This is a genomic window from Actinoalloteichus hoggarensis (assembly GCF_002234535.1).
Classification (GTDB): Bacteria; Actinomycetota; Actinomycetes; order Mycobacteriales; family Pseudonocardiaceae; genus Actinoalloteichus_A; species Actinoalloteichus_A hoggarensis.
Window position 1 is genome coordinate 4,644,289 of the sequence record NZ_CP022521.1, and the last position, 22,829, is coordinate 4,667,117.

At 68.3% G+C, this 22,829-nt stretch carries 21 protein-coding genes and 1 CRISPR repeat array; of the genes, 20 read left to right on the forward strand and 1 reads right to left on the reverse strand.

Annotated features, from left to right (window positions below):
- The first annotated feature begins 1,145 nt into the window (after window positions 1–1,145).
- The 9 genes from AHOG_RS19650 to AHOG_RS19690 all read left to right on the forward strand — a co-directional run bounded on the left by AHOG_RS19650 (window position 1,146) and on the right by AHOG_RS19690 (window position 11,145).
- Complete coding sequence (locus AHOG_RS19650) at window positions 1,146–3,278, forward strand: TIGR03986 family type III CRISPR-associated RAMP protein (RefSeq protein WP_093942652.1); 2,133 nt, start codon at window positions 1,146–1,148, stop codon at window positions 3,276–3,278.
- Entirely contained in the window at window positions 3,278–4,681 is a 1,404-nt protein-coding gene (locus AHOG_RS19655; protein WP_093942653.1) for a Cas10/Cmr2 second palm domain-containing protein, read from the forward strand. Before AHOG_RS19650 ends, AHOG_RS19655 begins: the two co-directional genes overlap by 1 nt.
- Window positions 4,678–5,247 carry an RAMP superfamily CRISPR-associated protein gene (locus tag AHOG_RS19660; RefSeq protein WP_157736929.1) on the forward strand — a complete coding sequence of 190 codons (570 nt, stop codon included), beginning with the start codon at window positions 4,678–4,680 and terminating at the stop codon, window positions 5,245–5,247. Before AHOG_RS19655 ends, AHOG_RS19660 begins: the two co-directional genes overlap by 4 nt.
- Complete coding sequence (locus AHOG_RS19665) at window positions 5,240–6,520, forward strand: hypothetical protein (protein ID WP_157736930.1); 1,281 nt, start codon at window positions 5,240–5,242, stop codon at window positions 6,518–6,520. Before AHOG_RS19660 ends, AHOG_RS19665 begins: the two co-directional genes overlap by 8 nt.
- The gene (locus AHOG_RS19670; RefSeq protein ID WP_093942656.1) at window positions 6,517–7,839 is read left to right on the forward strand and encodes an RAMP superfamily CRISPR-associated protein; all 1,323 of its coding nucleotides are present in this window, start codon (window positions 6,517–6,519) and stop codon (window positions 7,837–7,839) included. The genes AHOG_RS19665 and AHOG_RS19670 overlap by 4 nt, the downstream gene beginning before the upstream one ends.
- Window positions 7,836–8,255: a hypothetical protein gene (locus AHOG_RS19675; RefSeq protein WP_093942657.1), complete on the forward strand. Its 420-nt coding sequence runs from the start codon at window positions 7,836–7,838 to the stop codon at window positions 8,253–8,255. Before AHOG_RS19670 ends, AHOG_RS19675 begins: the two co-directional genes overlap by 4 nt.
- The gene (locus AHOG_RS19680) at window positions 8,252–8,989 is read left to right on the forward strand and encodes a CRISPR-associated endoribonuclease Cas6 (protein WP_093942658.1); all 738 of its coding nucleotides are present in this window, start codon (window positions 8,252–8,254) and stop codon (window positions 8,987–8,989) included. The genes AHOG_RS19675 and AHOG_RS19680 overlap by 4 nt, the downstream gene beginning before the upstream one ends.
- Window positions 8,990–9,309: 320 nt before the next feature.
- A CRISPR array of direct repeats spans window positions 9,310–9,603; the repeat unit is 30 nt; unit sequence GTTGTAACCCCTCCTAGGGGCGATGAGGAC.
- 754 nt (window positions 9,604–10,357) lie between these two features.
- Window positions 10,358–10,609 carry a hypothetical protein gene (locus AHOG_RS19685; protein ID WP_093942659.1) on the forward strand — a complete coding sequence of 84 codons (252 nt, stop codon included), beginning with the start codon at window positions 10,358–10,360 and terminating at the stop codon, window positions 10,607–10,609.
- The gene (locus tag AHOG_RS19690) at window positions 10,597–11,145 is read left to right on the forward strand and encodes a hypothetical protein (RefSeq protein WP_093942660.1); all 549 of its coding nucleotides are present in this window, start codon (window positions 10,597–10,599) and stop codon (window positions 11,143–11,145) included. Before AHOG_RS19685 ends, AHOG_RS19690 begins: the two co-directional genes overlap by 13 nt.
- 374 nt (window positions 11,146–11,519) lie before the next feature.
- On the opposite strand, the gene AHOG_RS19695 is transcribed toward AHOG_RS19690, so the two are convergent.
- Entirely contained in the window at window positions 11,520–12,008 is a 489-nt protein-coding gene (locus AHOG_RS19695) for a hypothetical protein (protein WP_093942661.1), read from the reverse strand.
- A gap of 1,692 nt (window positions 12,009–13,700) precedes the next feature.
- On the opposite strand from AHOG_RS19695, the gene AHOG_RS19705 reads away from it, so the two are divergent.
- From AHOG_RS19705 to AHOG_RS19760, 11 genes are all read left to right on the forward strand, one after another.
- Window positions 13,701–14,435, forward strand: coding sequence for a GntR family transcriptional regulator (locus AHOG_RS19705; RefSeq protein WP_093942663.1), 735 nt, complete (start codon window positions 13,701–13,703; stop codon window positions 14,433–14,435).
- A 146-nt stretch (window positions 14,436–14,581) separates the two neighbouring features.
- Window positions 14,582–14,938, forward strand: a complete 357-nt coding sequence (locus tag AHOG_RS19710; protein WP_093942664.1) for a hypothetical protein — start codon at window positions 14,582–14,584, stop codon at window positions 14,936–14,938.
- Window positions 14,939–15,939: 1,001 nt separating this feature from the next.
- Window positions 15,940–16,365 (forward strand): DUF3307 domain-containing protein, encoded by a 426-nt coding sequence (locus AHOG_RS19715; RefSeq protein WP_093942665.1) that lies wholly within the window; start codon window positions 15,940–15,942, stop codon window positions 16,363–16,365.
- Between the two features lie 586 nt (window positions 16,366–16,951).
- Window positions 16,952–17,221 carry a hypothetical protein gene (locus AHOG_RS19725; protein ID WP_093942667.1) on the forward strand — a complete coding sequence of 90 codons (270 nt, stop codon included), beginning with the start codon at window positions 16,952–16,954 and terminating at the stop codon, window positions 17,219–17,221.
- 2 nt (window positions 17,222–17,223) lie between these two features.
- A complete protein-coding gene (locus tag AHOG_RS19730; protein ID WP_093942668.1) occupies window positions 17,224–17,403 on the forward strand; it encodes a hypothetical protein in 180 nt (59 codons plus the stop codon).
- Window positions 17,404–17,483: 80 nt separating this feature from the next.
- Window positions 17,484–18,863, forward strand: a complete 1,380-nt coding sequence (locus AHOG_RS19735; protein ID WP_184451018.1) for a cell division protein FtsK — start codon at window positions 17,484–17,486, stop codon at window positions 18,861–18,863.
- Window positions 18,863–19,051 carry a hypothetical protein gene (locus tag AHOG_RS19740; RefSeq protein WP_093942670.1) on the forward strand — a complete coding sequence of 63 codons (189 nt, stop codon included), beginning with the start codon at window positions 18,863–18,865 and terminating at the stop codon, window positions 19,049–19,051. The genes AHOG_RS19735 and AHOG_RS19740 overlap by 1 nt, the downstream gene beginning before the upstream one ends.
- Window positions 19,044–19,949, forward strand: a complete 906-nt coding sequence (locus tag AHOG_RS19745; protein ID WP_157736931.1) for a hypothetical protein — start codon at window positions 19,044–19,046, stop codon at window positions 19,947–19,949. The genes AHOG_RS19740 and AHOG_RS19745 overlap by 8 nt, the downstream gene beginning before the upstream one ends.
- A gap of 107 nt (window positions 19,950–20,056) precedes the next feature.
- Entirely contained in the window at window positions 20,057–21,376 is a 1,320-nt protein-coding gene (locus AHOG_RS19750) for a replication initiator (protein WP_093944629.1), read from the forward strand.
- 2 nt (window positions 21,377–21,378) lie between these two features.
- Window positions 21,379–21,555 (forward strand): helix-turn-helix domain-containing protein, encoded by a 177-nt coding sequence (locus AHOG_RS19755; RefSeq protein WP_093944630.1) that lies wholly within the window; start codon window positions 21,379–21,381, stop codon window positions 21,553–21,555.
- Between the two features lie 2 nt (window positions 21,556–21,557).
- Window positions 21,558–22,793 carry a tyrosine-type recombinase/integrase gene (locus AHOG_RS19760; protein WP_157736932.1) on the forward strand — a complete coding sequence of 412 codons (1,236 nt, stop codon included), beginning with the start codon at window positions 21,558–21,560 and terminating at the stop codon, window positions 22,791–22,793.
- Window positions 22,794–22,829: the final 36 nt, after the last annotated feature.

Here is a 22,829-nt window from a genome sequence, read left to right on the forward strand (position 1 = left end):
TGTTGGAACCCCTCCTAGGGGCGATGAGGACCGGAGGCGGAGATGACCACAGCGTCCGCGCTGAACACGTTGGAACCCCTCCTAGGGGCGATGAGGACCAGGCTTGCGGATCGTGATCCCGGTCGGCACCCAACGCGTTGGAACCCCTCCTAGGGGCGATGAGGACCCGAGAGTAAAGCCGCAGGTAGACGGGCCTGCGAGTGGGTGTTTTCGTAGCTGTTGTGCAGAGACCCCGCAGTCTGACATGGCGCGCCGGGGGTCTGCTGAAACTGCGGAGTGGCGAACGGGAGCGGCACCACCGACCACCTCCAGTCTGCGTGCCTCGCCGAGCCCGCATCGTGCACGCGCCCTGCCGGGGCTCGGCTGCCGTGGCTCATCGTAGGCAGGCGCCCTGCTCGGAGATCCGCGAGCCCTGTCGACGCTCTGTATCACCCGGCACGGTGTCTTCGTCACCGGGTTCGATCGAGGTGGCTGGGAAATCCGCTGTGTCGAGCGGGTCGGCACGGTCGGGCGCGCTTCTCCCCGATGCGGAAGCAGAGCCTTCACTGCCTGGGTGCCGTTGACGGCTGCCTCGTCAGTGGCGAATCGCTCGGCCGTCTTCCGTGGAGATTCGAACAGCGGACCGCGCGCGACCATGTCCGACCCGCGAACCCCATTGTTGCGTCGGCAATGATATCTGAGAATCCCGGCATTCGATGCGTAGCCGATTTTCGGTAGAGTCCCCCGGTCGCGTCAAAGGCAGGGGGATGTCGATGCGATTTCATGGAGGGTTCGCTCGCGGGGGCGGCGCGCCGGCGCCGGTGTCGAGCGAGATGCCGGGTCCGATCCGGCCGGTAGCCGAGGGCAGGAGCGATCCCGTGGCCTGTCGTGTGACTGGTCGTCTCGGCATGCGGTCGTTCGCTCGCGTTCGGGTGGCTTCATACCGGCCGCGAAGGCCGCTCGCGAATGCCGATCGCACCGTCATCGGTGATCGCCCCGATGGGGCCTGCGGATGTCGTGCGGTCCGTCGGGATCACGGGCGAGGAAGCCTGTCACGGCGGCCCGGCGTGTGCCGCGCTGTGGGGCGCCCGCGTGATCCGGCGTCCGCCTTGTCGGCCTGACCTGTCCGTCCGCACCTGTCGTTGTCTCGAGGGGGAGCCGGCACGATGCCCGCTGTCATCAATCCGTACACCTTCGTCCCGTTTCCGGAGGTCGATCCGCACGCCTTCCGTCGTCCCCCGGCCGGACATACCCGGCTCGGACCCGCCGAGGACGGCCGCGAGAGGTACTCGGGGCGGGTCGAGGTGGTGTGGACGAATCGCAGTCCGCTGCATCTGGCGACCGGTGAGACCGACGACGCCGGTGTCGCCGTCTTCCCGCGTCGGCGCTCTTCGGCGGACGGGGATCTCCGGCCGTTCCTGCCTGGTTCGACGGTGGCCGGGGTGGTGCGCAACCTGCATGAGAACCTCGTCGGCGGCTGTCTGCGGATCTTCGACGCCGACTTCACGCCGGACTATCGCGACGAGGTCGTCGACGCCCGCTCGACCGATGCCGGTCGACAACGGGGGTGGACGTTGGCGCGGGTTCTCCAGGTGCGTGACGGGCGGCCGAGTGTGCTGACCATCTGCCGCCAGGTCGTCTGGATCGAGTCGGGGGCGTTGGCCGAGGCGCTGGGTGATCCGGAGCTGATCGTCACGGGCGAACAGATCGTCGTGGACGGGGTGTCGACGAACGCGCGGAAGCAGACCGTCAAGAATCCCGACCAGGTCAAGCCCGGTCGGGGCTGGGTGCTGCTGGTCAGCGATGCCGCCGCCCGTCCGGAGACGGGGAAGTACTACGTCGCGGCCGGGCGTCTCGGCGACCAGGAGTACACGCACGCGGAAGAGGACGATCCTGCTGCCTGGCAGCGGTTCACGCGGCTGGTGGACAGCGGTGAGGACAGGCGCCTCGCCCGTCGTGCGGCGCGGGAGTCCGATGCGGCGGAGGGCACGGGGGACGACGGCGCGGCCGAGCGGGTCGCGGTGCGGTTCGGGCCGGCGGGCCGGGAGCGGTTGATCGGGTATCGACACCGCGCGCGACGGACCGCTTATCCGGGTCAGGTGCTGTGGGTGCGGTGCGAGGACGGTGAGATCGTCGAGTTCGCCCAGTCCGCCGTCTGGCGACATGTCGGCTCCGGGGCGGCGGGCGAGCGGGTTCCTCCGGAGCTGCTGGCCTGCTCCGACGCGCGGCAGCTGTGCCCCACCTGTCGTGTCTTCGGGTCCGTCGACGCAGAGGGATCGCCCACCGGAGAGGGGGACGGGGAGGATCTTCGTGCTCGGCAGCGGGCGTATCGGGGACATCTCCGGTTCGCCGACGGGATTCTCGTCAACGAGGTCACGGAGACGATTCGACGGTTTCCGATGTTGAGCACGCCGCGCCCCGGCGCCGGACAGTCCTATCTGGAACCGCAGGGCAGGGGCAGGTCCGCCCCGCTGGGCCGGCCTGCGCTGCGGGAGTGGGGTTCCGGCCTGGACGGCACGGGCCGCGGTCCTCGGCGGTTACGCGGCAGGAAGCACTACTGGTTGACCAGGGACTACGCTCGGCGCCCGTTCTTCCGGCTGTCCACCGAGACCATGCCGCCGCGCGCCACGGGAGCGTTCGGGCCGGAGTCGAGTCTGGGGCGTTGTCTGGAGCCGGGCGGGCGGTTTCGCGTCGCCGTCTCCTACGAGAACCTCGATCTGGTCGAGCTCGGCGGCCTGCTCGCCGCGCTCGATCCCGCTCTCGTGCTGCGAGCCGCGGACGAGACCGGGTTGATCGGCTTCGCGGTGGGCCACGCGCGTCCGCTGGGACTGGGCAGCTGTACCAGTGAGATCACCGCGCTCACCGTGGACACCGCGCGCAGCAGGTACGGCGGTGCGTCGCAGCCGACGGTGACGATCGCGGACGCGGTGTCGGCGTTCACCGCCGCCGTCGACCCCGGTGTGCACCGCGTGTGGGCGATGCTCACCTCCGCGCTGACGTTGGACCACGTCGATCCGAGCCACGTCTACTACCCCACCCCGAACGGCGTGCCCGCCGGACCGCTGGAGCCTGCGGACCTGGAGCCCGACTTCACGTTCTGGCAGGAGTCGCGGGGTGTGACGACGTCGACCGAGGAGTTGCCGTTGATCGTGCTGCCGGAGATCACCGACCCGCCCGAGGCCCAGTTCCTTCCCCGCCCACAGCGCAGAGAGCTGCCGAAGCCTAAGAAGAACCAGGGCAGGTCCGCGGGCGGCGGGCAGCGTCGGGGCAAGGGCAAGTCGGGAAGGAATCGTCGCTGATGCCGACCTACCTGGACATCGCCGCCGTGCGCATCCAACGCTATCTGGCCCGCACCCCCACGCTACGGGGACGGCGTGCCGCCAGCGCCGCGCTGGTGGAGATGCGTTCGGTGGCCGCTGACGCGCTCGTGGACAGCGCCAGCGCGCGGCGCAACGAGGAGGCCGGGGAGATCGACGGCGTCATCAGCCTCACCGTCGACCCGCCCGGAAAGGTCGACGAGGTGGCCTCCGTCGTGCTGCGCGCGCTGCGTTCACGCCTGCCGGGGGCCGAGTTCCACGCGATCTCGGGCACCGGAGAGGACTACGTCACCGCCTACGCGCGGGAGATGCGCCCCGGCATCGTCGCCGGCCGCGGCCGGGCCGACCTGCCGACGGCGGCGGAGTTCCCCCTGGCCGCGCCGTGCCGGGTCTGCGGTGTCGACCCTGCCGTCGACTCGGTCGACCTCGGTGACGACGGCGTCCGCGAGGTCTGTGCCGACTGCGCGGAACGGCACACCCGCCAGGCGTTGGCGGAGAGTCGCACCGCCGAACGCCGCCTGGCCCGGCGGCTGAACCTCGACGCGGCGCCACGCGGTTTCGAGGACCTCGCGGCGATGGGCGCCCGGCAGACCCGTATCGCCGTGATCCACGCCGACGGCAACCGGGTCGGCAGGTTCTTCCTCGATCTCGCGGCGCTGCCCGCGGATCGGCTGCCCGAGCGGCAGACGGTGGTCCGCAGGCTGTCGGAGGCCACCTTCGACGCGCTGGCCGCGGCGACGATGGCGATACGAGACGCCGGGGCCCGGACCCTGCCGGTGATTCCGCATGTGCTCGGCGGTGACGACGTCCTGGCCAGTGTCCCCGCCGACCGTGCGTGGCGCTTCGTTCGGGTGCTGCTCCGCGAGTTCGGCGAGCGCATGAACCGGCTGGTGAAGAGCCTCGGGCTCGCCGGAGAGATCACCGCGCCGACCATGACGGCCGCGGTGCTCTTCGCACGGCACGACGAGTCGTTCGCGACGATCGTCGCGTCGGCCGAGGACGCGCTCACGCGCGGCAAACGAGCCGGTGCCGGCCGCGCGGCCTGGGTCTGCTTCCACGACCTCACCACCGAGGGCCGCCGCGACGAGGGCCGAGTCGTGTCGCTGGCCGCCCTCCAGACCGGACAGACCCACCTGGACGCCCTCGCGCGAGCCCCTCGCTCACTTCGGGAGAACCTCGCCGCCGCGCTGGCCGACGGCGGAGCAGGCGCCGCCCGCGCCCACAGCCACCGGCTCGGCGTCACCGCGAGCCTGCCGTTCCTCCCGCCGGCGCCGCCCGACCCCGCACCCGACGGCGAGCCGCCCGCCGACGCCGAGCCGACCGGTCCCGACGACCGGCGGGTAGACCTCGACACCGCGCTGCGCATCGCGAGGTGGTGGCGATGAACATCGAGATCACCTTCCACGGCCCCTTCCGGGTCGGCACCGGCACCCCACACCAGGGAGTGGCCGAGACCGTCGATCGCGACAGACTCCTGCCCGAGACCTCGCTCAAGGGCGTCATGCGCGCCGCGGCCGCCCTGCTGCTGCCGGGCCGCCCGGATCTTCTCGACGAGGTCTTCGGCGCCGCGGGCGGGGGTCGCAAGGGCTGCCCGTGGCACTGGGGCCCCGTCGACTTCGCCGATGATCCCGTGGTCGTCCAGCGCGCCCGCATCGCCGTGGATCCCGTCACCGGGACGGCCCGCGACGGCGTGTTCTTCCTGGCCGACGAGGTCTGGTCCGCCTCGGCCTCCTTCACCCTGCGCCCGCTACGACACCTGACGGCCGACACCGCCCGACGTCACCGCGTCGTGCTCGCCTGCGCCGCCGCCGGGGTGCACAACCTGGGCGGGGATCGGAGGCGGGGCCTGGGCTGGGTCACCCTCCGACCGAGCGCCCCAGCCGTCGACGACGCCCTGCTCACGGAGTTCGAGGCGCTGCGTGCCGCACGAGTTGAAGGACGCCATGCTTGAGATCACCCTCACCGCACGACAACCGCTGGCCCTCGGGGTCGGCGAGAGCGCCGGGAACCTGATCCGCACGCACCGGCACGTTCCGGGGTCGGTCCTGCGGGGAGCCCTGGCCTCGGCGTGGATCACCGAACACGGCGAACCCGCGACGGATCGGGGCCTACGCCGTCGATTCCTGGACACCTTCGAACGCCGAGTGCGGTTCTCCCCGCTGTTCGCCGCCGGGTCCTCGGTGGTCCCGCTGTCCGTCCTGCGGTGCGCCTACCGGGGCGAGCCCGCCTGCACACAGGTGTTCGTCGACGCCGCCTCCGGCGACGAACGCACCGACTGCCCGCACTGCGCGGGACCGCTGCAACGCGGGAGGGGGCAGGTCGAGTTCCCCGAGGACGCCGAACCGATCCAGCACACCACCCGGGTGGCACTGACCGAACAGGGCACCGCCCGCGACGGCGCGCTGTTCACCCGCGAGGCACTCCACCACCGCGACGCCTCCGGCGCGCCACGCCGCTTCCACGGCCTCGTGCTCGGCGACGACCCGTGGCTGGCCGAGTCCCGCCCGCTGCTGCTCGGCGGGGGACGCAGCACCTCGGGGCTGGTCGACTACCAGGCCGTCCCGGGGGTCGCGGTCCCGCCCGCCGCGACCGGCAGGCGGCTGATCCTGCGGCTGGTCTCCCCCGGAGTCCTCGTCGACGCCGCCGGCCGCCCCGACGACCAGCCCGACCTGGCCCTGCTGCGCGAGCTGCTGCGCGTCGACGTCCGAATCGAACAGCACTGGGTCCGACGTGAACGGCTGACCGGCTGGCACTCGGCCGTCGACCTGCCCAAGTCCGAGGAGCACGCCGTGACCGCGGGCTCCACCTACGTCCTCGACCTCGCCGACGACCCCGACCCGGCGGACCTGTCGCGGCTGACCGAACACGGAATCGGGCTGCGACGAGCCGAAGGACTCGGCTGGATCGAACTCGGCGCCTGGCGCCCGCCCGAGGCACCCGCGAACACCGACGACACCTCCACCAGCGGCATGGCCCCCGAATTCGCCGCGCGACTCGAGAAGAGCGGCCACGGACGGCCCGTCCTCGCGATGCTGCGCGAATACCACTCCGCGCTCCGACGCGGGGCCGCCCCGCCCGCACGGCAGATCCTCGACCGCCCCGTCTTCGCCCCGCTGAAGAACGACCTGCGCACGATGTTGATCGGTCTGCTCGCCACGAGACCATCGTGGATCCCGCAGCTCGCCGAGGCGCTGGAGATCCGGCTGAAGGGAGGACATCGATGACCGTCCGCCTGCTCGTCTCGGTCACCCTGCGCCTGACCGCCCCCGGCGGAGTCGCCGCGCCCGAACTCCTCGCGCAGGACGACGACGGCCTGCTGTTCGGCACCGCCCTGCCGCTGGCCCGCACCCCCAGGGGAATGCCGTGGATTCCCGCCACCTCGGTGGCAGGCTCCCTGCGCGCCCACCTCGCCGACCGGGCCGAGGCGTTCCTCGGCGGCGAGCCCGGCGACGAGGTGTTCCCCTCGACCCTCTGGCTGCTGGGCACCCGCGTCGACCACCAGGGCATCACCGAACGGACCCGCACCGCGATCGATCGATGGCGCGGCGCCGCCGCGGCAGGCCCGCTGCGGCGCTCCGAGCACCTGCCCGCCGGAACCCGGATCACGGTGTACCTCCGCCTGGACGACGTCACCCTCGCCGACGAACTCCTCGGCGCGCTACGCACCTGGCGGCCGAGGATCGGCGGCGGCCGCACCATCGGTCACGGAACCTGCGTCCTGGAGCAGATCCGCGGCGGCCGCCTCGACCTCGACACGCCCGAGGGCCGCCGGATCTGGCTCACCCGAGGCGGCCCCGGCCTGTTCGACGACGACCTCACCGACCACGTCGAGACACCACCCGTGCCGAACACCCACCCACCCGTGCTGCACCTCTCCTGGTCCATCGTGGACGGACTTCACATCGGCAACGGCGAGATCGACCACCGGGGCAACGGCCAGAACGACGTCGCCCTGATCCTGCGCACCCACGACGGGACGCCGGAGATCCCCGGCAGCGCCTGGAAGGGCCTGCTGCGCTCACGCTGCGAGTTCATCCTCCGCTCGCTGGGCGTGGTCTGCTGCTCCCCCGCCGTCGACCTCGACGCCACGACACCCGGCTGCGGTGACTGTCTGATCTGCCGGGCCTTCGGCACCGCCTCCTCCGCGGGCCCGAGCCGACGGGGACGACTCGACTTCCGCAGCTCCCCCGTCGCCGACGCCGAGATCGTCGAGCAACGTCACGTCGCCCTCGACCGCGTCTTCGGCGGCGCCCGCGCCGGCGCGCTCTACAGCAGGCAGGTCGTCCGCTCCGGCACCCTCGACCTCGTCGTCGACGCCCTCGACACCCTGCCGCCCGGTGCCACCGCCCTGGTCACCCTGGCCTGCCTCGACATCCACGACGGCCTGCTCGGCGTCGGAGCCGCCACGACCCGGGGCCTCGGCACGCTACGACTCCGCAGCACACCCGAGGCCGTCGGCACCCTGCGCACCGAGGCCCTCCACGCCCTCACCGCCGCGCTGACCGGTGCCGACGCCGAGCTCGGAGAAAGCAGGACGACATGAACGGCAGGCTCCGCGGCCACGGACGGCTCCCCTGGGACCACGCCCGTGAAGTGCTGGCCGACCACACCTGCCTGTGGATCGACCACGACGGAATCCACCTCGGCCCGGCCCCGACCGAAGCCCCGTTCGCCACCCACCTCTGGGCGCGACACGACCGCGATCACCGCTACTCCCGCCTCCGCATCGACGACGAGCACGCCTACCCGGCCACCCTCGACCTCACCGAACACGCATCGGATCACGACGACGGCGAGCCGGTCACCGTCCACCGCCGCACCGCCCGGCTCCGCCCACCCCGCAGCACCGCGCACACCCTCCTGACCGCCCTCGCCGTCGACCTCCTCGAGATCCCCGGCACCGCCCCGATCACCTTCCTCCACTTCGAACACCAGCCGACCCCGGACGCCGCCCGATGAGAATCCGCCTCCACCTCAGCACCCAGGCCACCCACATCCCCTGGGACCAGCTGCTACGCCCCGGCCGCGGCCTCATCTACCGCCTGCTCCGCGAGACCGCACCCGAACTCGGCGCACGACTGCACGAGTCCACCCGACCCATGCCCGCAGGCCACGGAGCCCCCGTCTTCCCGAAAGCCCGCCGCGTCCCCCGCCGCTACGCCGCAGGCGGCCCAGGCCACCTCGAACTCGGCAGCCCGATTCCCGGACTCGCCGAATCCTGGCACCAGGCCCTCACCCGAACCGACACCCTCGACTGGGGCGGCACCGCCCTGCGCCTGCACGACGCCGAACTGCTCCCACCACCGGACTTCACCGCCGGCACCGCCGAATTCCAGACCGAGACCCCCGTCGCCCTCCGCCGACTGCCCTCCCCCGACCGACCGCCCACCCCCGAGGGCGAACCCGTGCGGCTGCCACCGCTGCCCGACCTCCTGCCCTACGAGGAGGGCTTCGCCGAGGCGCTCACCGCCAACCTGCGACGCAAACTCGACACCCTCGGCCTCGACCCCGACATCACCATCGACGAGATCACCCCCACCGGACCGAAACGGGCCTTCACCGTCGGCGACGGCCGACAGACCGGAGCCACCGCGAACGTCCGTCTCCACGGCGCGCCCACCGCACTACGCGCCCTGTGGTCGTGGGGCCTCGGACGCGGCAACGCCGCAGGCTTCGGCTGGATCCGACGCTGAACCCCGCCCCGAGGCAGGCCTGAGAGACCGGGAAGCCGGGACGGCGAGGCGGTCGACTCCGTATCCGGTAGCTCGCCTCGGCTACGACGAGCCCTCGCCGCGAGGCTGCGTCGTCCGGTGTGACGGGGGTACGGCGCAGGGCCGTGAGGGGTGCTTCGGACCGTTGTCACGGGCCTAGACGTCGACGGGTGGAGCCATTCGTGAGAACGCGGCGGACGGTCACGGCGGGTGCTCTCGTAGTGCTCCGCGTCCCGGTGGGAACCCTTAGGGGCGATGAGGACACGCGGGGCGCCGCGCAAGCGGCTCGGGCTAGTGCCTGTGTTGTAACCCCTCCTAGGGGCGATGAGGACCCCGGCCGAGCTGCTGCGGGAGAACATCGAGCGGGAGTTGTAACCCCTCCTAGGGGCGATGAGGACCGCCTACCTCAGCGAGGAACCCGCAGTGCTCTACGCGTTGTAACCCCTCCTAGGGGCGATGAGGACGGCCACGGTGTGCGGTGCGCTCGGGCTGCGACCGCAGTTGTAACCCCTCCTAGGGGCGATGAGGACCGCATGTCCGGCCGGACGGGCGGGCATTGCTGCCAGGTTGTAACCCCTCCTAGGGGCGATGAGGACCCGAGAGTAAAGCCGCAGGTCAACGGGTATGGCAAGCGTGCTTCTGAGCCGGATTGTGCAGCGGACCGGCGGTCTGACGTCCAACCCCGGGGGTCCGCTGAAAATTCGGTGCCAGGGCGAGTGCCCCACGTGATCACCTCGCAACACCGTCCCGCGCTGTCGGACCCTGGCCACACCCGTCACGGATGGTCGGACACGATCGTATCGGCACCAGGATCCCCGACCCCGCACACCGCTTCGCCGCCCCGCTCACTTCCGCGTCTGCGGTGCGCAGCACGACATCGCACACATTCCGAGCGGCGATCTCCGCCGACCAGACCAGCGACGGGCCGGCCATGTCCCAGCCCGGTATCGGCGGGTCGCGCGGTCGTCCCCGGTCAGGCGAAGTGCCCTCTGGCAGGCGACGGCCCGCCCCGACACGCACTCGCCTCGTGAGGCACTCGTGATCTCTCGGCACCATTGAACGCCCGCCTCCGGTCGGCAGAGTCCGTGCCGATCACCGGCGCCGGCGGATGCGGCAGTCTTTCCGGCAGCGACTACAGGAGAGGACAGCAGGCGATGGCAGGCTGGTCGGCAGTAGCGGGCACCCATGACTTCGTGGTGCCGGATCACGCGGGCGCGCAGGCACTCGCCGACGTGTTGGCGGCCTACGGATTCGCCCTCGTGACCGCGCGGCCCGGACACGAGAACGGGTGGCTCGTCACCGCGTTCGACGAGGGGCCCTGTCCGACCGACGCACTCGGATATCGCAGCGATGCGGCCGCCGGTTCCACCATCGTCCGCACCCCGGACTCCCGACTCCGTCGAACCCGGAGCCGTCGACCTGAGCGGGCTGGATGCCGTCGACTGGGCTCGACTCAAGCACGGCCACGGTTCGGCTGACGACGTTCCGGGCCTGATCCGGGCGCTGGCCGCCGACCCCGACGACTGGGCCGAGGTCCTCGACGAGCTGATCGGCGACGACCTGCTCCACCAGGGAAGCTGCTATTCGGCGTGCCCGCCATGACGTTCCTCGTCGACCTGGTGGCCTCGGGCACCGTCCCGGCACCGCGGCGGCTCGACGTGTCGCTGTGCCTCGTGTTCGCAGCGGATCGCCTGGCGGACGGCCTGCTCGCCGATGCTGACCGAGCCGCGGCCGAGTCTCGGCTGCCCACGGCAGCACCGTGGGCGCAGGAGGTGTATCAGGCCGTAGGCACCGGTCTGTCCACACTGCTCGCCCGATGGAACACGGAGCCACCCGCGATGCAGTACGTCCTCGCCTGCCTGCCCGCGCTCTATCCACAACACGGTCGCCAGATCGCCCAGCAGGTCAGCGCCCTGACCCCCGCCTACGCGGGCACCCGACACGGCGCCTATCCGCGGCTCGCTGATGCGCTGGTGAACGAGGACGACGAACGGGCAGTCGTGATCGCCTCCGACATCGTCTCCTGGGAAGACGGCCTCGACCCCGGCTGGCTGGAGGCCCCAGGAATCAGCGCGGCGATGAAGACCGGCCACGTCCTCGCCGAAGGGGTGACACAGACCGCGGAGGCCTCCACCTGACAAGGTGGCAGGCACCCACGCCGAGTCGGTACAACCGACCTTGAGACTCGCCGCGAGGACGGCGACTCCTGTCCTGCGGTCGATGACCGGTGCTCCTGATTCCCGACGATACGAGGGACCCGGCCTGCGCTCCTCGACGACACACCACGCCAGTACCAGACCGGATGACCTTGCCGCCTGACACGGCGCCCCACACTTCACCGACCCTGTGGCTGCTGTCTCTCGGCACCTGGAGTCCAGGACAGCGCACCAGCCGCCGGCGGGATTCGCGGATCGGCGAGCCGACGCTCGCGGCCGGCTACGCCCGCACGACGATCAACCACGAGCTGTCCCTCCTGTGGAGCCTGATCTGTCACGAGCGGTGGAAGTCGCGCTCAGCCGAATGCCGGGTCCGCCAACGCGACCACCCGGTCGAGAACCGGATCGAACCCGAGAACAGGATGTAGCCGACTCCCGCCCTCCGACGTCATGATCAGCGGCTTGCCCAGCTCACGACCGATCTCCGCCAGAAAGCCGCAGAGAACGTCGACTCCTTCCTGTCCCTGCAGCTCCCGCAGATCGACGTCGAAATCGATGTCGTCGGGCGACATGATTCGGAAGATCGCGAGTACTCCGGGAACCGGCCAGACCCTCAGCTCCGCCGTCTCGGAGTCAGCCAAGCGGGCGAGCACGTCGGCAGCCAGGGGCAGGGGCAGCGCCGTACCGCCTTCCGAGTACTGCCACTGCCAACCGCGTGCCTGGATCAAGTCGAAGAGAGCCTGCCAGTCTTCGACCGAGGCGCCGGGGACGACGATGTCGGGCAGCGAACCCATGAGATCGGGGTCGAAGAAGTCTCTGAACTCGTCCCAAAGCAGGTCTGGCATGACACCATGCTGCCTGGTCGACGCCCCGGACACAGTCCGAATATGCCGTCGGTGTCCGGTTTACCGCGATGACCGGCAGCAGCGTGACCTCAGCCGGCATGCCGATCCGCTGTGGTGTCGACGCGGATCGAGATGGGTACGTCAACGAGCCGTTCCCGGAGACGGGTCGAGCGCGACCGACAGCAACCCCACAAGGCCATGGCTCGACACTGACAACGCCTTCGCATCGTCATCGGAATGTGCGCGCTCCGGCGGAGTGGAACAGCCAGGAGATCCGCCCTTCATCGGCCCTACCAGGGTCCGACCGCATGCCGCGGGAATGACGATTCTCATCCTGGGGACTGCCGGGAGCCGATCCCTGCCGGCAGCCGCGAATCAACACCCGTGACTAGAACCGTCGGCGGAGGTTCGACCGCCGGTGCGGTCCGCCGTCGGCCCCGGCGGCCACGAACCGTGCATCCGGACGGCGGCGATCACGGAGAAGCTCGGCGACGAACGGAGGAGGGCGGACCACCCGGCCACTGGCCTGGATCTTGGGCGAGCCGAGCTTGGAGGCGACGTCATGGGCATCGACTCTCACGTCACCCGGCCCATGGTCGACACCATGCCCGCCGGTTCGCAGACGCGACGGGAGCCGGATCGGGCTGATCTCTTCGCTATCGGAAGCGGAGTCGGCATCCCTACTCCCGAACCGCTCCCGCCAACGATCAGCGGCCCGCCGACAAGGATCGTCGACGGGCCGCTGACCAGGTGTGAAACCATCTGTGGGCGATACTGGGATCGAACCAGTGACCTCTTCGGTGTGAACGCGGTGATCACCGATGCGGTTGGTGCTTCCTCGTGTCCTGAACTGCGCGGACGCTGGTGTGCGGTGCTGCCTCGTGCGGGCTGGTGTCGGCGGGTCTGCTGACTGCCTGCTGACTCGTCCGCTGCCCTGAGAGGGAGCCGCTGTCCTCATCCCGTCGACCTGGCGTCAGCCCGATCAGTCGTGTCAAGGGGGCGCCTCGGCACATCCTGGCGGCTGCCTCGATGCTGCCCCCTTGACGCGGCTGATAGCCCTCGGGGAGGTCGATGGGATGAGGACCTCGGGACCACCCACCCACCGGCACCGACCGCCCTCCCCCTCATCCTGTTGGCCTGCCTGCCCGGCGAGGGCATCTCATCCGCGAACTCGATCCGCGACCGACCGGCGGCCAGCACGCGAACCGGGCCACGCCCGGCGACCACCGCGGAACCGGACCGCATCTTCAGTGGCAACCTGTGGTCAACTCGATTCGCGCAGCGAGTCGCGTTGTCCACAGGGCGGCAGCCGGAGCGCCCCGACCAGCCTTGTCACGGTGACCACCCCGCGCTCCGTGGGACTCCACCAGCTCCCCGAGCCCTCCGGCTCCCCGCACATCCCTCGGTGTTCTGCGGGGGCTGCTCGGCCTTCCGTCCCACGGCGGAGCGGCCCCCGATACCTGCCCGCAGCGCCTGCGGCCGGCAGGCCGCTGAGGCGCTGCGGAGACACTGCGGGGGCCGCTCCGCCGTGGGTCGGCCACACTGCGGCCGAGCGGCCCCCGCAGGGGGCCGCCTTGATGAAGTAAAGAAACTCTGAACACACGGTCCGTGGTACCCCTCACTCTCCTCTTGAGGTGCACAAGCCATCCCGTACCCTGGTCCCAGGTGAGCTAGCACAGAGGGAGGTGAACAATGAGCAAAATCCAAAGGCACGTTCCGGAGTACCTACAGATCTCTACAGCGATTCGGGAGCGGATCGAGCGGGGCGACCTCGCTCCCGGGGAAGAAGTCCCCTCAGTGCGGGCGATCGCGGCGGAGTGGGAAGTCTCGGCTGCCACCGCCCAACGCGTCCTGGGTGCTCTGCGTGACGCCGGTCTAGTCGAGACGCGCCCGGGTAGATCGTCCGTGGTTCGACATCCTACGGCGGGCGGACCTCGACAGCGCTTCGAGACTATGTCGCGGACGGGACGGATCTACGCGCCAGGCGAGTACGCGCGCATCGTGAGCGCTGAGGTGGTGGGGGCTCCTGAACAGGTTCGTGACGCGCTGTCGCTCGGTACCCGGCAGGCTATCCGCAGAGTGCGGGTCCGCTACAACGCATCTGATGAGCCCGTCAGTGCTTCAACCTCCTGGTTTGACGCTGACCTGAGCGACGTTGCTCCCGCCCTGCTCGTCGCCGACCGAATCACGATGGGCACGCCTGCCTACATCGCCTCAACGACTGGCCGTGTCCTCCGGTCAGCTAGCGACAGGTACACGGCCCGCGCGGCGACCAGCGAAGATGCGGCCGCTCTCGGATGCAAGCTCGGCGAGCCGGTGATGGCTGCGGAGAACATCATCTACGACCAGAACGGGCTGCCAGTCGAGTTCGGTGAGTCGGTCGTCCTTGCTGGTAGGTGGAGTTCGTACTACTCCTACCAGTTCTGACGCGGCCCGAGATCGCTACTCCATTCGAGTGATCTCGGGCACAGCTCTTGACGGTGTACTAGCACACCGAGTACCTTGGAATTACACAACGGCGAAGAGAAACAACGAAAGTGTACTAGCACACTGAGCACTAGTAAGGAGTACCGGTGAGGAACATCCCAGTGAACCTGAGTGGTTACAAGCTGATGATCACGGAGGAGCCGCAGATGAAGATGAGGACGGATGATCAGACGGGCGTCGAGTCGGTGGCGACTGATTTCGAGGGCAACACCCAGTTCGTGGTGAAGTTGTTCATGAAGCAGCGTCCGTCTGAGTCGGGCCAGCGTGTGCCGAAGGGCGAGGAGTTCGCGGTCACCCTCCGCTCTGATCCGGGTGACGGCTTCGAGGAGGGCACGTACGTCCAGTTGATTGACGCGACGGTGAGCCCGTGGCAGACCCAGCGTGGCAACAGGTTCATGTCGGGTATCTCGTTCTCCGCGATGGGCTTGAGGCCGATCGACTGAGAATGAGAAACACCTGTTCTTAAGGCCGGCTTCGATCGGCCTGGTTGTTCTTTGAGAATTCCATAGTGGCTAGAAGTGTGCCTTCTTCCGGTCTGAATTACTTCTTTCGGCACGTGTGCCTTGCGTGCCGGATGGGTCGTTGATCCCCGGCTTTCCTGTAGGGAGAATCCGGGGTTCTTCGTCTCGTCCGAGACGAGAAGAAATGGAGTGATGATGGCTGACGAAGATCCGGACAAGACGATCAGCGTGCATGCGCACGTGATTGACGAGGTTGCGCGGATGATCCGGGAGGCGGGTAAGTGATGTCGGGTTACACGGGTGGCGGCTGTATTGGAAAGGCGGATGAGGATGACGAGTGAGCTGGTTTCCGGGGTGCGGGTTCTTTCGGTGAAGCCGAAGCCGGGTCCGTCGTGAGGTGGTATGTCTGTGATCGGTGTGGGCATGTTCTTGCGGTGTGTACGTGTGTCGGCGTGAAGAAATGACTGAGAAAAGGAAGTAGAGATGACTGATACTCAGTGGGGTACGTGCAAGCAGCCGGGGTGCGGGAACAGGGTCAATATGAGGTTGGATGACTACTGCTGGGAGCACGACTACACGTCGCAGTATGAGTGAGACGACCACCAGGCGCACCGTGTATCGGGTGGCACAACTGGTCTACCGGCTGGATTCGGTCGCATATACCGGTGAGGCGTGCACGTCGATGTCCGATGCTGAGCGAATCGCGTCCGGGGTTCGTGCGGGTCGGGGGACATCGGCGCCGTGGATTGAACGTCATGACGTGGTGACGACTATCACGGTTACCCGTGTCAGGTGACAGGGAAAAGCGGCTCCTGCCCATAAGAGGTGGGCAGGAGCCGCGCTCAGTTTACAGGAGGTTCGGCGATGTGTGAGTTGTGTGGGCGCGGGCTGCCGGTAGTCGCTGCCGTGTGGGGGTGGTCGGCGTGTGCGTTGTGCGCGGGCTCGGTGCGTGCCGAGGGTGTGCAGTACCTGGCGGTGGCGGTATGACGTCTCGGGCTGCGGTGTTCGCTGCGACGTTTGCAGTGCTCTTCGCCGCACACCAGGTGGCGGACTACTGGGTGCAGACCGACGACCAGGCCAGGAACAAGGGGGAGCCGGGTTCTTCGGGTCGTCGGGCGTGTGCGGGTCATGTGGCCTCGTACACGGCGGTGACCGCCGGTGCCCTGGAAATCGCGAACGCAGTGCTGGGCCTGCGGGTGCCGGTGGCGGGTCGGGTCGCTGTCCAGGCGGTGAGCGCGGCGACGCACTACGCGGCGGACCGCCGTGAGCACGGACTGATGATGCAGTTTGCGCGCAGGTGCGGCAAAGGTGCCTACCTCGACAACGGTGGGGCCGCACCGATGGATCAGGCGTGGCACATCGCGAGTCTGGCCGTGGCTGCTGGTGTGGCGGCGGTGAGCGCACAATGAGCGAGGATCTCATTCCATGTCTCCAGGGGCGGCATTCCTTCTCGGCCTCGGGCTGGTGTCAGGGATGTGGCATGCCTGATCCGGATGCCCCTCCGACGAGTGTTGAGGACTGATATGGAGGACCTGTTCGGGAATGCCGTTTCGGAGGAGCCGAAGCGGGCTCGTGATTCCTCGTCCGGTGTGAATGACATGGCGATGGTCATGGACGTCGTTCGGACGGCGTCCGGTGGTGAGGATTCGATGGGGTACGTGCTCGCGGGGAGGAATCAGCGGGTGTACCGGCGTGTGGACCGAGAAACGATGACCCCGGTTCCCGTGTGGGAGGCGGACACGGTGCGCCAGTGTATTCGTTCCGGTCTGCTGAAGACTGGTGGGACTCACGTTCTGCGATGTGGCGCGGTACGCGGCCCTGCGGTGTCATTGTTGGTGCCGAAGTCGACTCGGGTTCAGTTGGCGCGGTGGCAGGTGTTGAAGCGTCCTGCGTCGTGGCCGGTGTGATCGGTTCTGGCCGTGCTGCCCGTTCAGCGTTTCTTCGGGACCGCTGGGCGGGTCGGGGCGAACCAGCCCGAACATGGTTGGAGGCTGTGTGCAGTTGGTGAGTATGGCGAACGAGATGGCCAAGGTTCGCTATTGGGAGTTGACCATGCAGGTCATCGAGGTTGAGGCGGCTCTGAATCAGGTCATCTCCCTCATTGACAAGATGGAGGAGGTTCCCACCGCATTCGGAGGGTATCGGGTGATGAAGCCCGATCAGCTTCGGGCGCTGGTGCGGAAGGTGGCGGCGAAGTTGACGTCCTTGAAGGACACGTTGAAGGCGTCCGAGGCAGAGCTGATTGCACGGGATTGGAGCGTGTGACGATGGACAAGGTGAATGTGACGCTGTTAAACCTGTCGGCGGAGATGCGGCGGTTGCGGCGATACGTCTCGAAGGTTCCCGTGCACACGGAGAAGATCCGGGATCGGCACTCGGAGTTTGCGCGCAGCGCGGCGACGCTGCTTGTCGAGGTGTCATATGCGCGGGATCAGTATCCCGACTAGTCGAATTCGTGTTGCCGAGTGACGGTCGATGCCCTTGTGGGCGTCGGCCGTCACTCGTCTCTAGCAGAGAGGAGGATGCCGTGGGGAAGTCGAAGGCGGAAGTGGCGAAGCGGGTCATCGGAGCCGAGTTCCGGGCCGCGTTGTGGGCGGTGCGCCATCCGGGCATGGTGGCGGTTCCGTCGAGTCTGGCGGCGAGTGCGTGGCAGTTCGGCCCCACGGTGACCGGTATCGGCGTCGGTGCCGTGGTCGCGGGCACGGTGGGGTGGTACCGGGCTCATCCGGACACGTTTGACACGGTGGCGGCACCGTGGCTCCGGTCGTGGCGTCGTCGGTGGGCCAGTGCGTACTCGGGTCATCTGTGGCGGCATCTGATGGCCGACTGCGGTCTGACCCGTGAGCACCGTAAGACCAAGCACCTGTTGTATCCACGGGTGGTGCGGGTCCGGTCGTGGTCGCCGTCGGTCGACACGGTGACTGTCGCGCTTGTGCCGGGGCAGTCGACGCGGAAGTTCATCGAGGCGGCGGAGTCGTTGGCCGAGTCGCTGCGTGCTGAGCGGGTAGCTGTGGAGCGGCACCGGCCCGGTCAAGTCGTGCTGGTGGTGCAGCGTGATGAGCCTTTCACTGAGATCATCCCGGCACCGGTGATGCCGTTGGACGTCGAAGACGTCGACCTGTCCTCGGTGTATGTCGGTGAGACCGAGTACGGGCACGACTGGCGAGAGCCGATGCTCGGTGCGCACTTCCTGAACGCGGGGGCGACGGGCGCAGGCAAGAACTCGATCGGCCTGGCCAAGGCGCGATCGGTCGCGCCGCTGATCCGCGATGGTCTGGTCAAGCTGTGGGTCTGTGATCCGAAGTTGTTCGAGTTCAGCATGCTCGAACCGATCCTGGAGGGCCGATACGCCAACAGCCCCGATGACTGCCTCGACCTGGTCGAACAGTTCGCGAACGGGATGGAGGCCACACAGCGGCGGATGAAGCGTGCGGGTGTCCGCAGTGTGCCTGTGTCACGCGAGTATCCGCTGCATTGGCTGTTGATCGACGAGATCGGCTCGCTGCTCGCCTACCGACCTGAGGTTGCTCACGAGATGATAGGTCAGTTGTCCATGGTGGCGTCGATGGGTCGCGCGACGCATCACAGCCTGGACGTCTACATCCAAGAGCCGTCCAAGGACGTGATCCCCATCCGGGATCTGCTGCCGAACCGGGTGTGTCTGCGGGTCAACTCGGCCTCACACCCGGACATGGTTCTGGGCGATGGCGCACGGGAGCGCGGCGCTATCGCCGATCAGCTCCCAGCGGAGGAGTCGGCGGCGGGGATTGGTTTTCGACGCGACCAGCGATCTCGTGTGCCCCGGCGCGTGCGGGCTGCATACACCTCGGATGACGACATCAAGGAACTGGTGGACTTCGTCAAGTCGTCCGAGTCGGATTCGCCGAATCTGCGGGCGGTGGCCTGATGTTGTTTCTCCATCTCCCGATCACGGCGCGTGGTGTCGCGATCCTGTGCGGCTATGTCGTCGGCATGGGCTTGGTGGTGTGGGCGGTGTGGGTGCACCTCGGCCCCGGTGTCGCCGTGCTGCTGCTGGTGCTGCTGCTGGCTCAGGTGGCTTCGCTCGTGGCGGCGTTCCGCTCTCGGGATGAGTGAGCCGATGGGCTGGCGTCGGAAGCCCAGGGTATCGCCGGTCGATGTCGAAGGCGGTGTCACGAAGACGGTGATCCGCCTTCGGCATCGGCAGGCGGAATCCCGGAATCTGCGCACTCTGGCCGACGACCCGGACGTCGTGGCGGCCCGCTTGGAACGGACACGGCGCCGGATCACCGCGGGAATGTGGTGGTTCCTCGCGGCCGGGCTGGTGTTCACCACGGCGGGCGTGCACGAGTTCATCGCGGGAGATCGCGAGATCACCGATCCGCTGTGGTGGGCGGCCTGGTTCGTGGAACCCATGGTGGCGGGGATTCTGATTCTGCTGCTCAACTGGGAGTCAGAGATCCTGTCACGGGGTATCGAACCGGACAGCGATCAGACCACCAACCTGAAGCGATTCCTGCTGTTCTGCACGTTCTTCATGAACGTCTACCCGCCGCTGTTCGGCGGCGACGGAATCGACTTCGGCATGCTGTTCATCAAGGGCATGGTCCCGGTGATCGTGTTCCTGCTGGCGGAAGCTATGCCGGTAGTCCAACGACGAATGCGGCAAGCCATCTCCGACTGCTACGCGACGGCTCGAATGCACACACCCGAGCCTGACCCGAACCCTGCTCCGACCCCCGAACCGGTTGTCGAGGAAGAAACGGTCACACCGGTTCCTCCAGAAGACCCGGTTCCGCACCCGGTGTCGATTGACGTCGGTGCTGCGGTGCGCGGCCTGCGGCTGCCGGACTCGGTGATCCCGGCCCTGCAAACAGCGGCCGATGCGGCGGCGGCGGAGTCCCGCCCGGTCACGGTCGAGGACATCCGTACCGCGGTACGGGTGCCCGTCCCCATCGCCGAACGGATCACTGCGGCGCTGCACCCGGTCAACGGGCACCAGCTCAACGCCTGAGGCCAGTTCCACCGCTTGTCGACGAGGCGGGGCGCGACCACATCCGGTCGTGTCCCGCCTCTCCCGCCTCTACCCCTTCTGACACGGAAGGTCACTCCATGACGACACTGTCCACTTTGGACGAACGCATCAGCCGACGTGTCCAGGCCGTCGACTACCAGCACTGGCGAGAGAAGGTCGTCGCGGTCGGCGGCTGCTCGGCCCCGGTACGCCTGGCCGGTGCCTGGCAGGTCCAGAGCCATGCTGGTCATGTCCTGGCGCACCGGGGCGGCGACGTCTTCACCCCGTGCGGCAACCGCCGTGAGTCGGTGTGCCCGAGCTGTAGTGACCGGTACTCGGCCGATGCCTTCCATCTGATGCGCGCGGGCCTGTCCGGCGGAGCCAAGGACGTGCCCCTCTCCGTCCGTGAACGTCCGAGGTTGTTCGTCACCCTCACCGCACCCAGCTTCGGCCCGGTGCACTCTCGGCGGACTTCGGCACGCGGACGGGCGGTGCCGTGCCGCTGCGGCGACTACCACCACACGGCTGACCCCCGGATCGGCACACCACTGGACCCGGACACCTACGACTACCGCGGCGCGGTGCTCTGGCAAGGCCACGCCGGCGAACTCTGGGCACGGACCATGACGCGCCTTCGGCGTCTCATCGCCCACGCTGCCGGACTGACCGTCCGAGACTTCCGCTTCCACGCTCGGCTGTCCTTCGCCAAGGTCGCCGAATACCAACGACGCGGCCTGGTCCACTTCCACGCCGTGATCCGCCTCGACGGACCCGACGGCGCCGTCGACCCTTCCCCATCGTGGGCCACCACCGATCTGCTCACCACGGCGGTACGAGAAGCCGCCCGCACCACGAAGCACCGACCGAAGGACTTGCGCCACACCCTCGTCTGGGGCGAGCAGGTCGACGTTCGACCGATCCGCGCCGACCAGGCCTCGGCGGTCGAATCCCCTGACGGCGGAATCTCCGAAGGCGGCTTGGCCGCCTACGTCGCCAAGTACGCCACCAAGGGCACCAACAAGTCCGAAGCAGCCGACCGCCCGATCCGCTCCCAAGCCCATCTGGACGCCCTCGACGTCTCACCACACCACCGCAGGATGATGCAGACCGCCTGGGACCTCGGCGCGCACCCGGATCTGGTCCACCTCCGACGGTGGGCACACATGCTCGGATTTCGAGGCCACTTCCTCAGCAAGAGCAAGGCCTACTCGACCACCTTCACCCGCCTCCGCGACGACCGACGCGCATGGCGACTGACCCAAGTCCTCGACGCACTCGGCGTCAACACCGAATCGGTCATCGTCGTCAACTCCTGGGAATTCCTCGGCACCGGATACAAATCCGACGCCGAACGCGAACTCGCCGAAGCCATCTACGAGGGACAACGAGACCAACGCCAGCAGAAGTACCGACAGGAAGAGGTATGACGATGAGTATCGCTCGTGCTGCGTACTCGGTAACGGAGGTTGCGCGTCTGCTGGGTATTGGGCGGAGCCTGGCCTACCACCAGGTTCGCGCCGGGGTCATTCCGGCTCGTCAGATTGGTGACCGGTGGGTGATCTCGAAGGTGAAGTTTCACAAGTGGTTGGATGAGGAGATCGCGTAATCATGGGGCACGTAGTGATGACACCGAGCGGAAAGTACCGGGCAAACTGGCGGGAGCCGTCGGGTACACAGAGAGCGAAGACTTTCCGCACCAAGCGCGAGGCGACGGCGTTCCTCGCTCGGATAGAGACGCAGAAGGCAGACGGCGGCTACGTCTCACCGCATGCGGGCCGGATGCTGTTCGGCGAGCACGCCGCCCGTTGGATGGCGACGTGGAATACGGCGGTGACGACAAGGGCACGGGATGCGTCGGTCATGCGAACGCACGTCCTGCCGCAGTGGTCGTCCTGGCAACTCGGCAAGATCGATGAGGTCGCAGTTCAGGGCTGGATCACCGACCTCGGTGGACGGCTCTCGGCTGCGACCGTGGCCGAGTGCCACCGCCTCGCGATGGGCGTCTTGCGGTCGGCGGTTAGGAATAAGCTGATCGTGACGAACCCTGCGGCGGGTGTCCGCCTCCCTAGGCGAACCAAGACCGACCGGGACGAGTTCGTCATCACTCGCGAGGTGTTGCGCTCACAACTGCTTCCGGCTGTGCCGGACCGCCATCGTGCATTCGTGACGGTGGCGGCGGGCTCGGGGATGCGGTGGGGTGAGATCGCGGGCCTGGCGTTCGATGCGGTCGACCTTACCGCGGGCACCGTGCGGGTTGCTCGGACCGTGGTGGAGGTCAGCGGCCGACGCTCGGTGAAGGCGACACCGAAGACCGCCGCAGGAAGGCGAATCATCCCGTTGCCACGCTGGGCACTCGAAGCTTTGCGGAATCAGGTTGACCGAATGCGGCCCGGCCCTCGAGATCTCGTGTTCGCCACTGACGTCGGGACACCGCTAAGTCGTGGAACCTGGCGTGCTCGAGTGTGGCGCCCGTCGCTCGTCCGTGCGGGCTTGCTGGGCGAAGTGGAGCCGATCGGCGCGAACCGATGGCAGGCGCGCTGGACCGACACAGAGGGATATGAGGGCGTGGCCTCGTTCGACGCTCATCGTGATGCCGTGCTCCACGTCGCTCGGCACGCGGGCGAGGGGATGACCTTCCACGACCTCCGGCACTCATACGCGACATGGCTCGTGGACGACGGCGTGCCGATCAACATGGTCCAGAGGGTCCTGGGGCATGAACGGTCATCAACGACGCTGGACATCTACACCAGGAGGACGGACAACAGCGCGCGGCTTCTCGACGCGCTGGATGATCCTGACGACGACGAGGGAACAGCGGGCCTGCTCGCGCCGCTCCGCTGACTTCTCGCTGACTGACAGGCATCCAAGACGACGGAA

Excerpts from the sequence above, each read along its gene's own strand:
- AHOG_RS19650 (WP_093942652.1), top strand. The coding sequence starts at position 1,146 with ATGCCCGCTGTCATCAATCCGTACACCTTCGTCCCGTTTCCGGAGGTC.
- AHOG_RS19655 (WP_093942653.1), top strand. The coding sequence starts at position 3,278 with ATGCCGACCTACCTGGACATCGCCGCCGTGCGCATCCAACGCTATCTG.
- AHOG_RS19660 (WP_157736929.1), top strand. The coding sequence starts at position 4,678 with ATGAACATCGAGATCACCTTCCACGGCCCCTTCCGGGTCGGCACCGGC.
- AHOG_RS19665 (WP_157736930.1), top strand. The coding sequence starts at position 5,240 with ATGCTTGAGATCACCCTCACCGCACGACAACCGCTGGCCCTCGGGGTC.
- AHOG_RS19670 (WP_093942656.1), top strand. The coding sequence starts at position 6,517 with ATGACCGTCCGCCTGCTCGTCTCGGTCACCCTGCGCCTGACCGCCCCC.
- AHOG_RS19675 (WP_093942657.1), top strand. The coding sequence starts at position 7,836 with ATGAACGGCAGGCTCCGCGGCCACGGACGGCTCCCCTGGGACCACGCC.
- AHOG_RS19680 (WP_093942658.1), top strand. The coding sequence starts at position 8,252 with ATGAGAATCCGCCTCCACCTCAGCACCCAGGCCACCCACATCCCCTGG.
- AHOG_RS19685 (WP_093942659.1), top strand. The coding sequence starts at position 10,358 with ATGCGGCCGCCGGTTCCACCATCGTCCGCACCCCGGACTCCCGACTCC.
- AHOG_RS19695 (WP_093942661.1), bottom strand. The coding sequence starts at position 12,008 with ATGCCAGACCTGCTTTGGGACGAGTTCAGAGACTTCTTCGACCCCGAT.
- AHOG_RS19705 (WP_093942663.1), top strand. The coding sequence starts at position 13,701 with ATGAGCAAAATCCAAAGGCACGTTCCGGAGTACCTACAGATCTCTACA.
- AHOG_RS19715 (WP_093942665.1), top strand. The coding sequence starts at position 15,940 with ATGACGTCTCGGGCTGCGGTGTTCGCTGCGACGTTTGCAGTGCTCTTC.
- AHOG_RS19730 (WP_093942668.1), top strand. The coding sequence starts at position 17,224 with ATGGACAAGGTGAATGTGACGCTGTTAAACCTGTCGGCGGAGATGCGG.
- AHOG_RS19740 (WP_093942670.1), top strand. The coding sequence starts at position 18,863 with ATGTTGTTTCTCCATCTCCCGATCACGGCGCGTGGTGTCGCGATCCTG.
- AHOG_RS19745 (WP_157736931.1), top strand. The coding sequence starts at position 19,044 with ATGAGTGAGCCGATGGGCTGGCGTCGGAAGCCCAGGGTATCGCCGGTC.
- AHOG_RS19755 (WP_093944630.1), top strand. The coding sequence starts at position 21,379 with ATGAGTATCGCTCGTGCTGCGTACTCGGTAACGGAGGTTGCGCGTCTG.
- AHOG_RS19760 (WP_157736932.1), top strand. The coding sequence starts at position 21,558 with ATGGGGCACGTAGTGATGACACCGAGCGGAAAGTACCGGGCAAACTGG.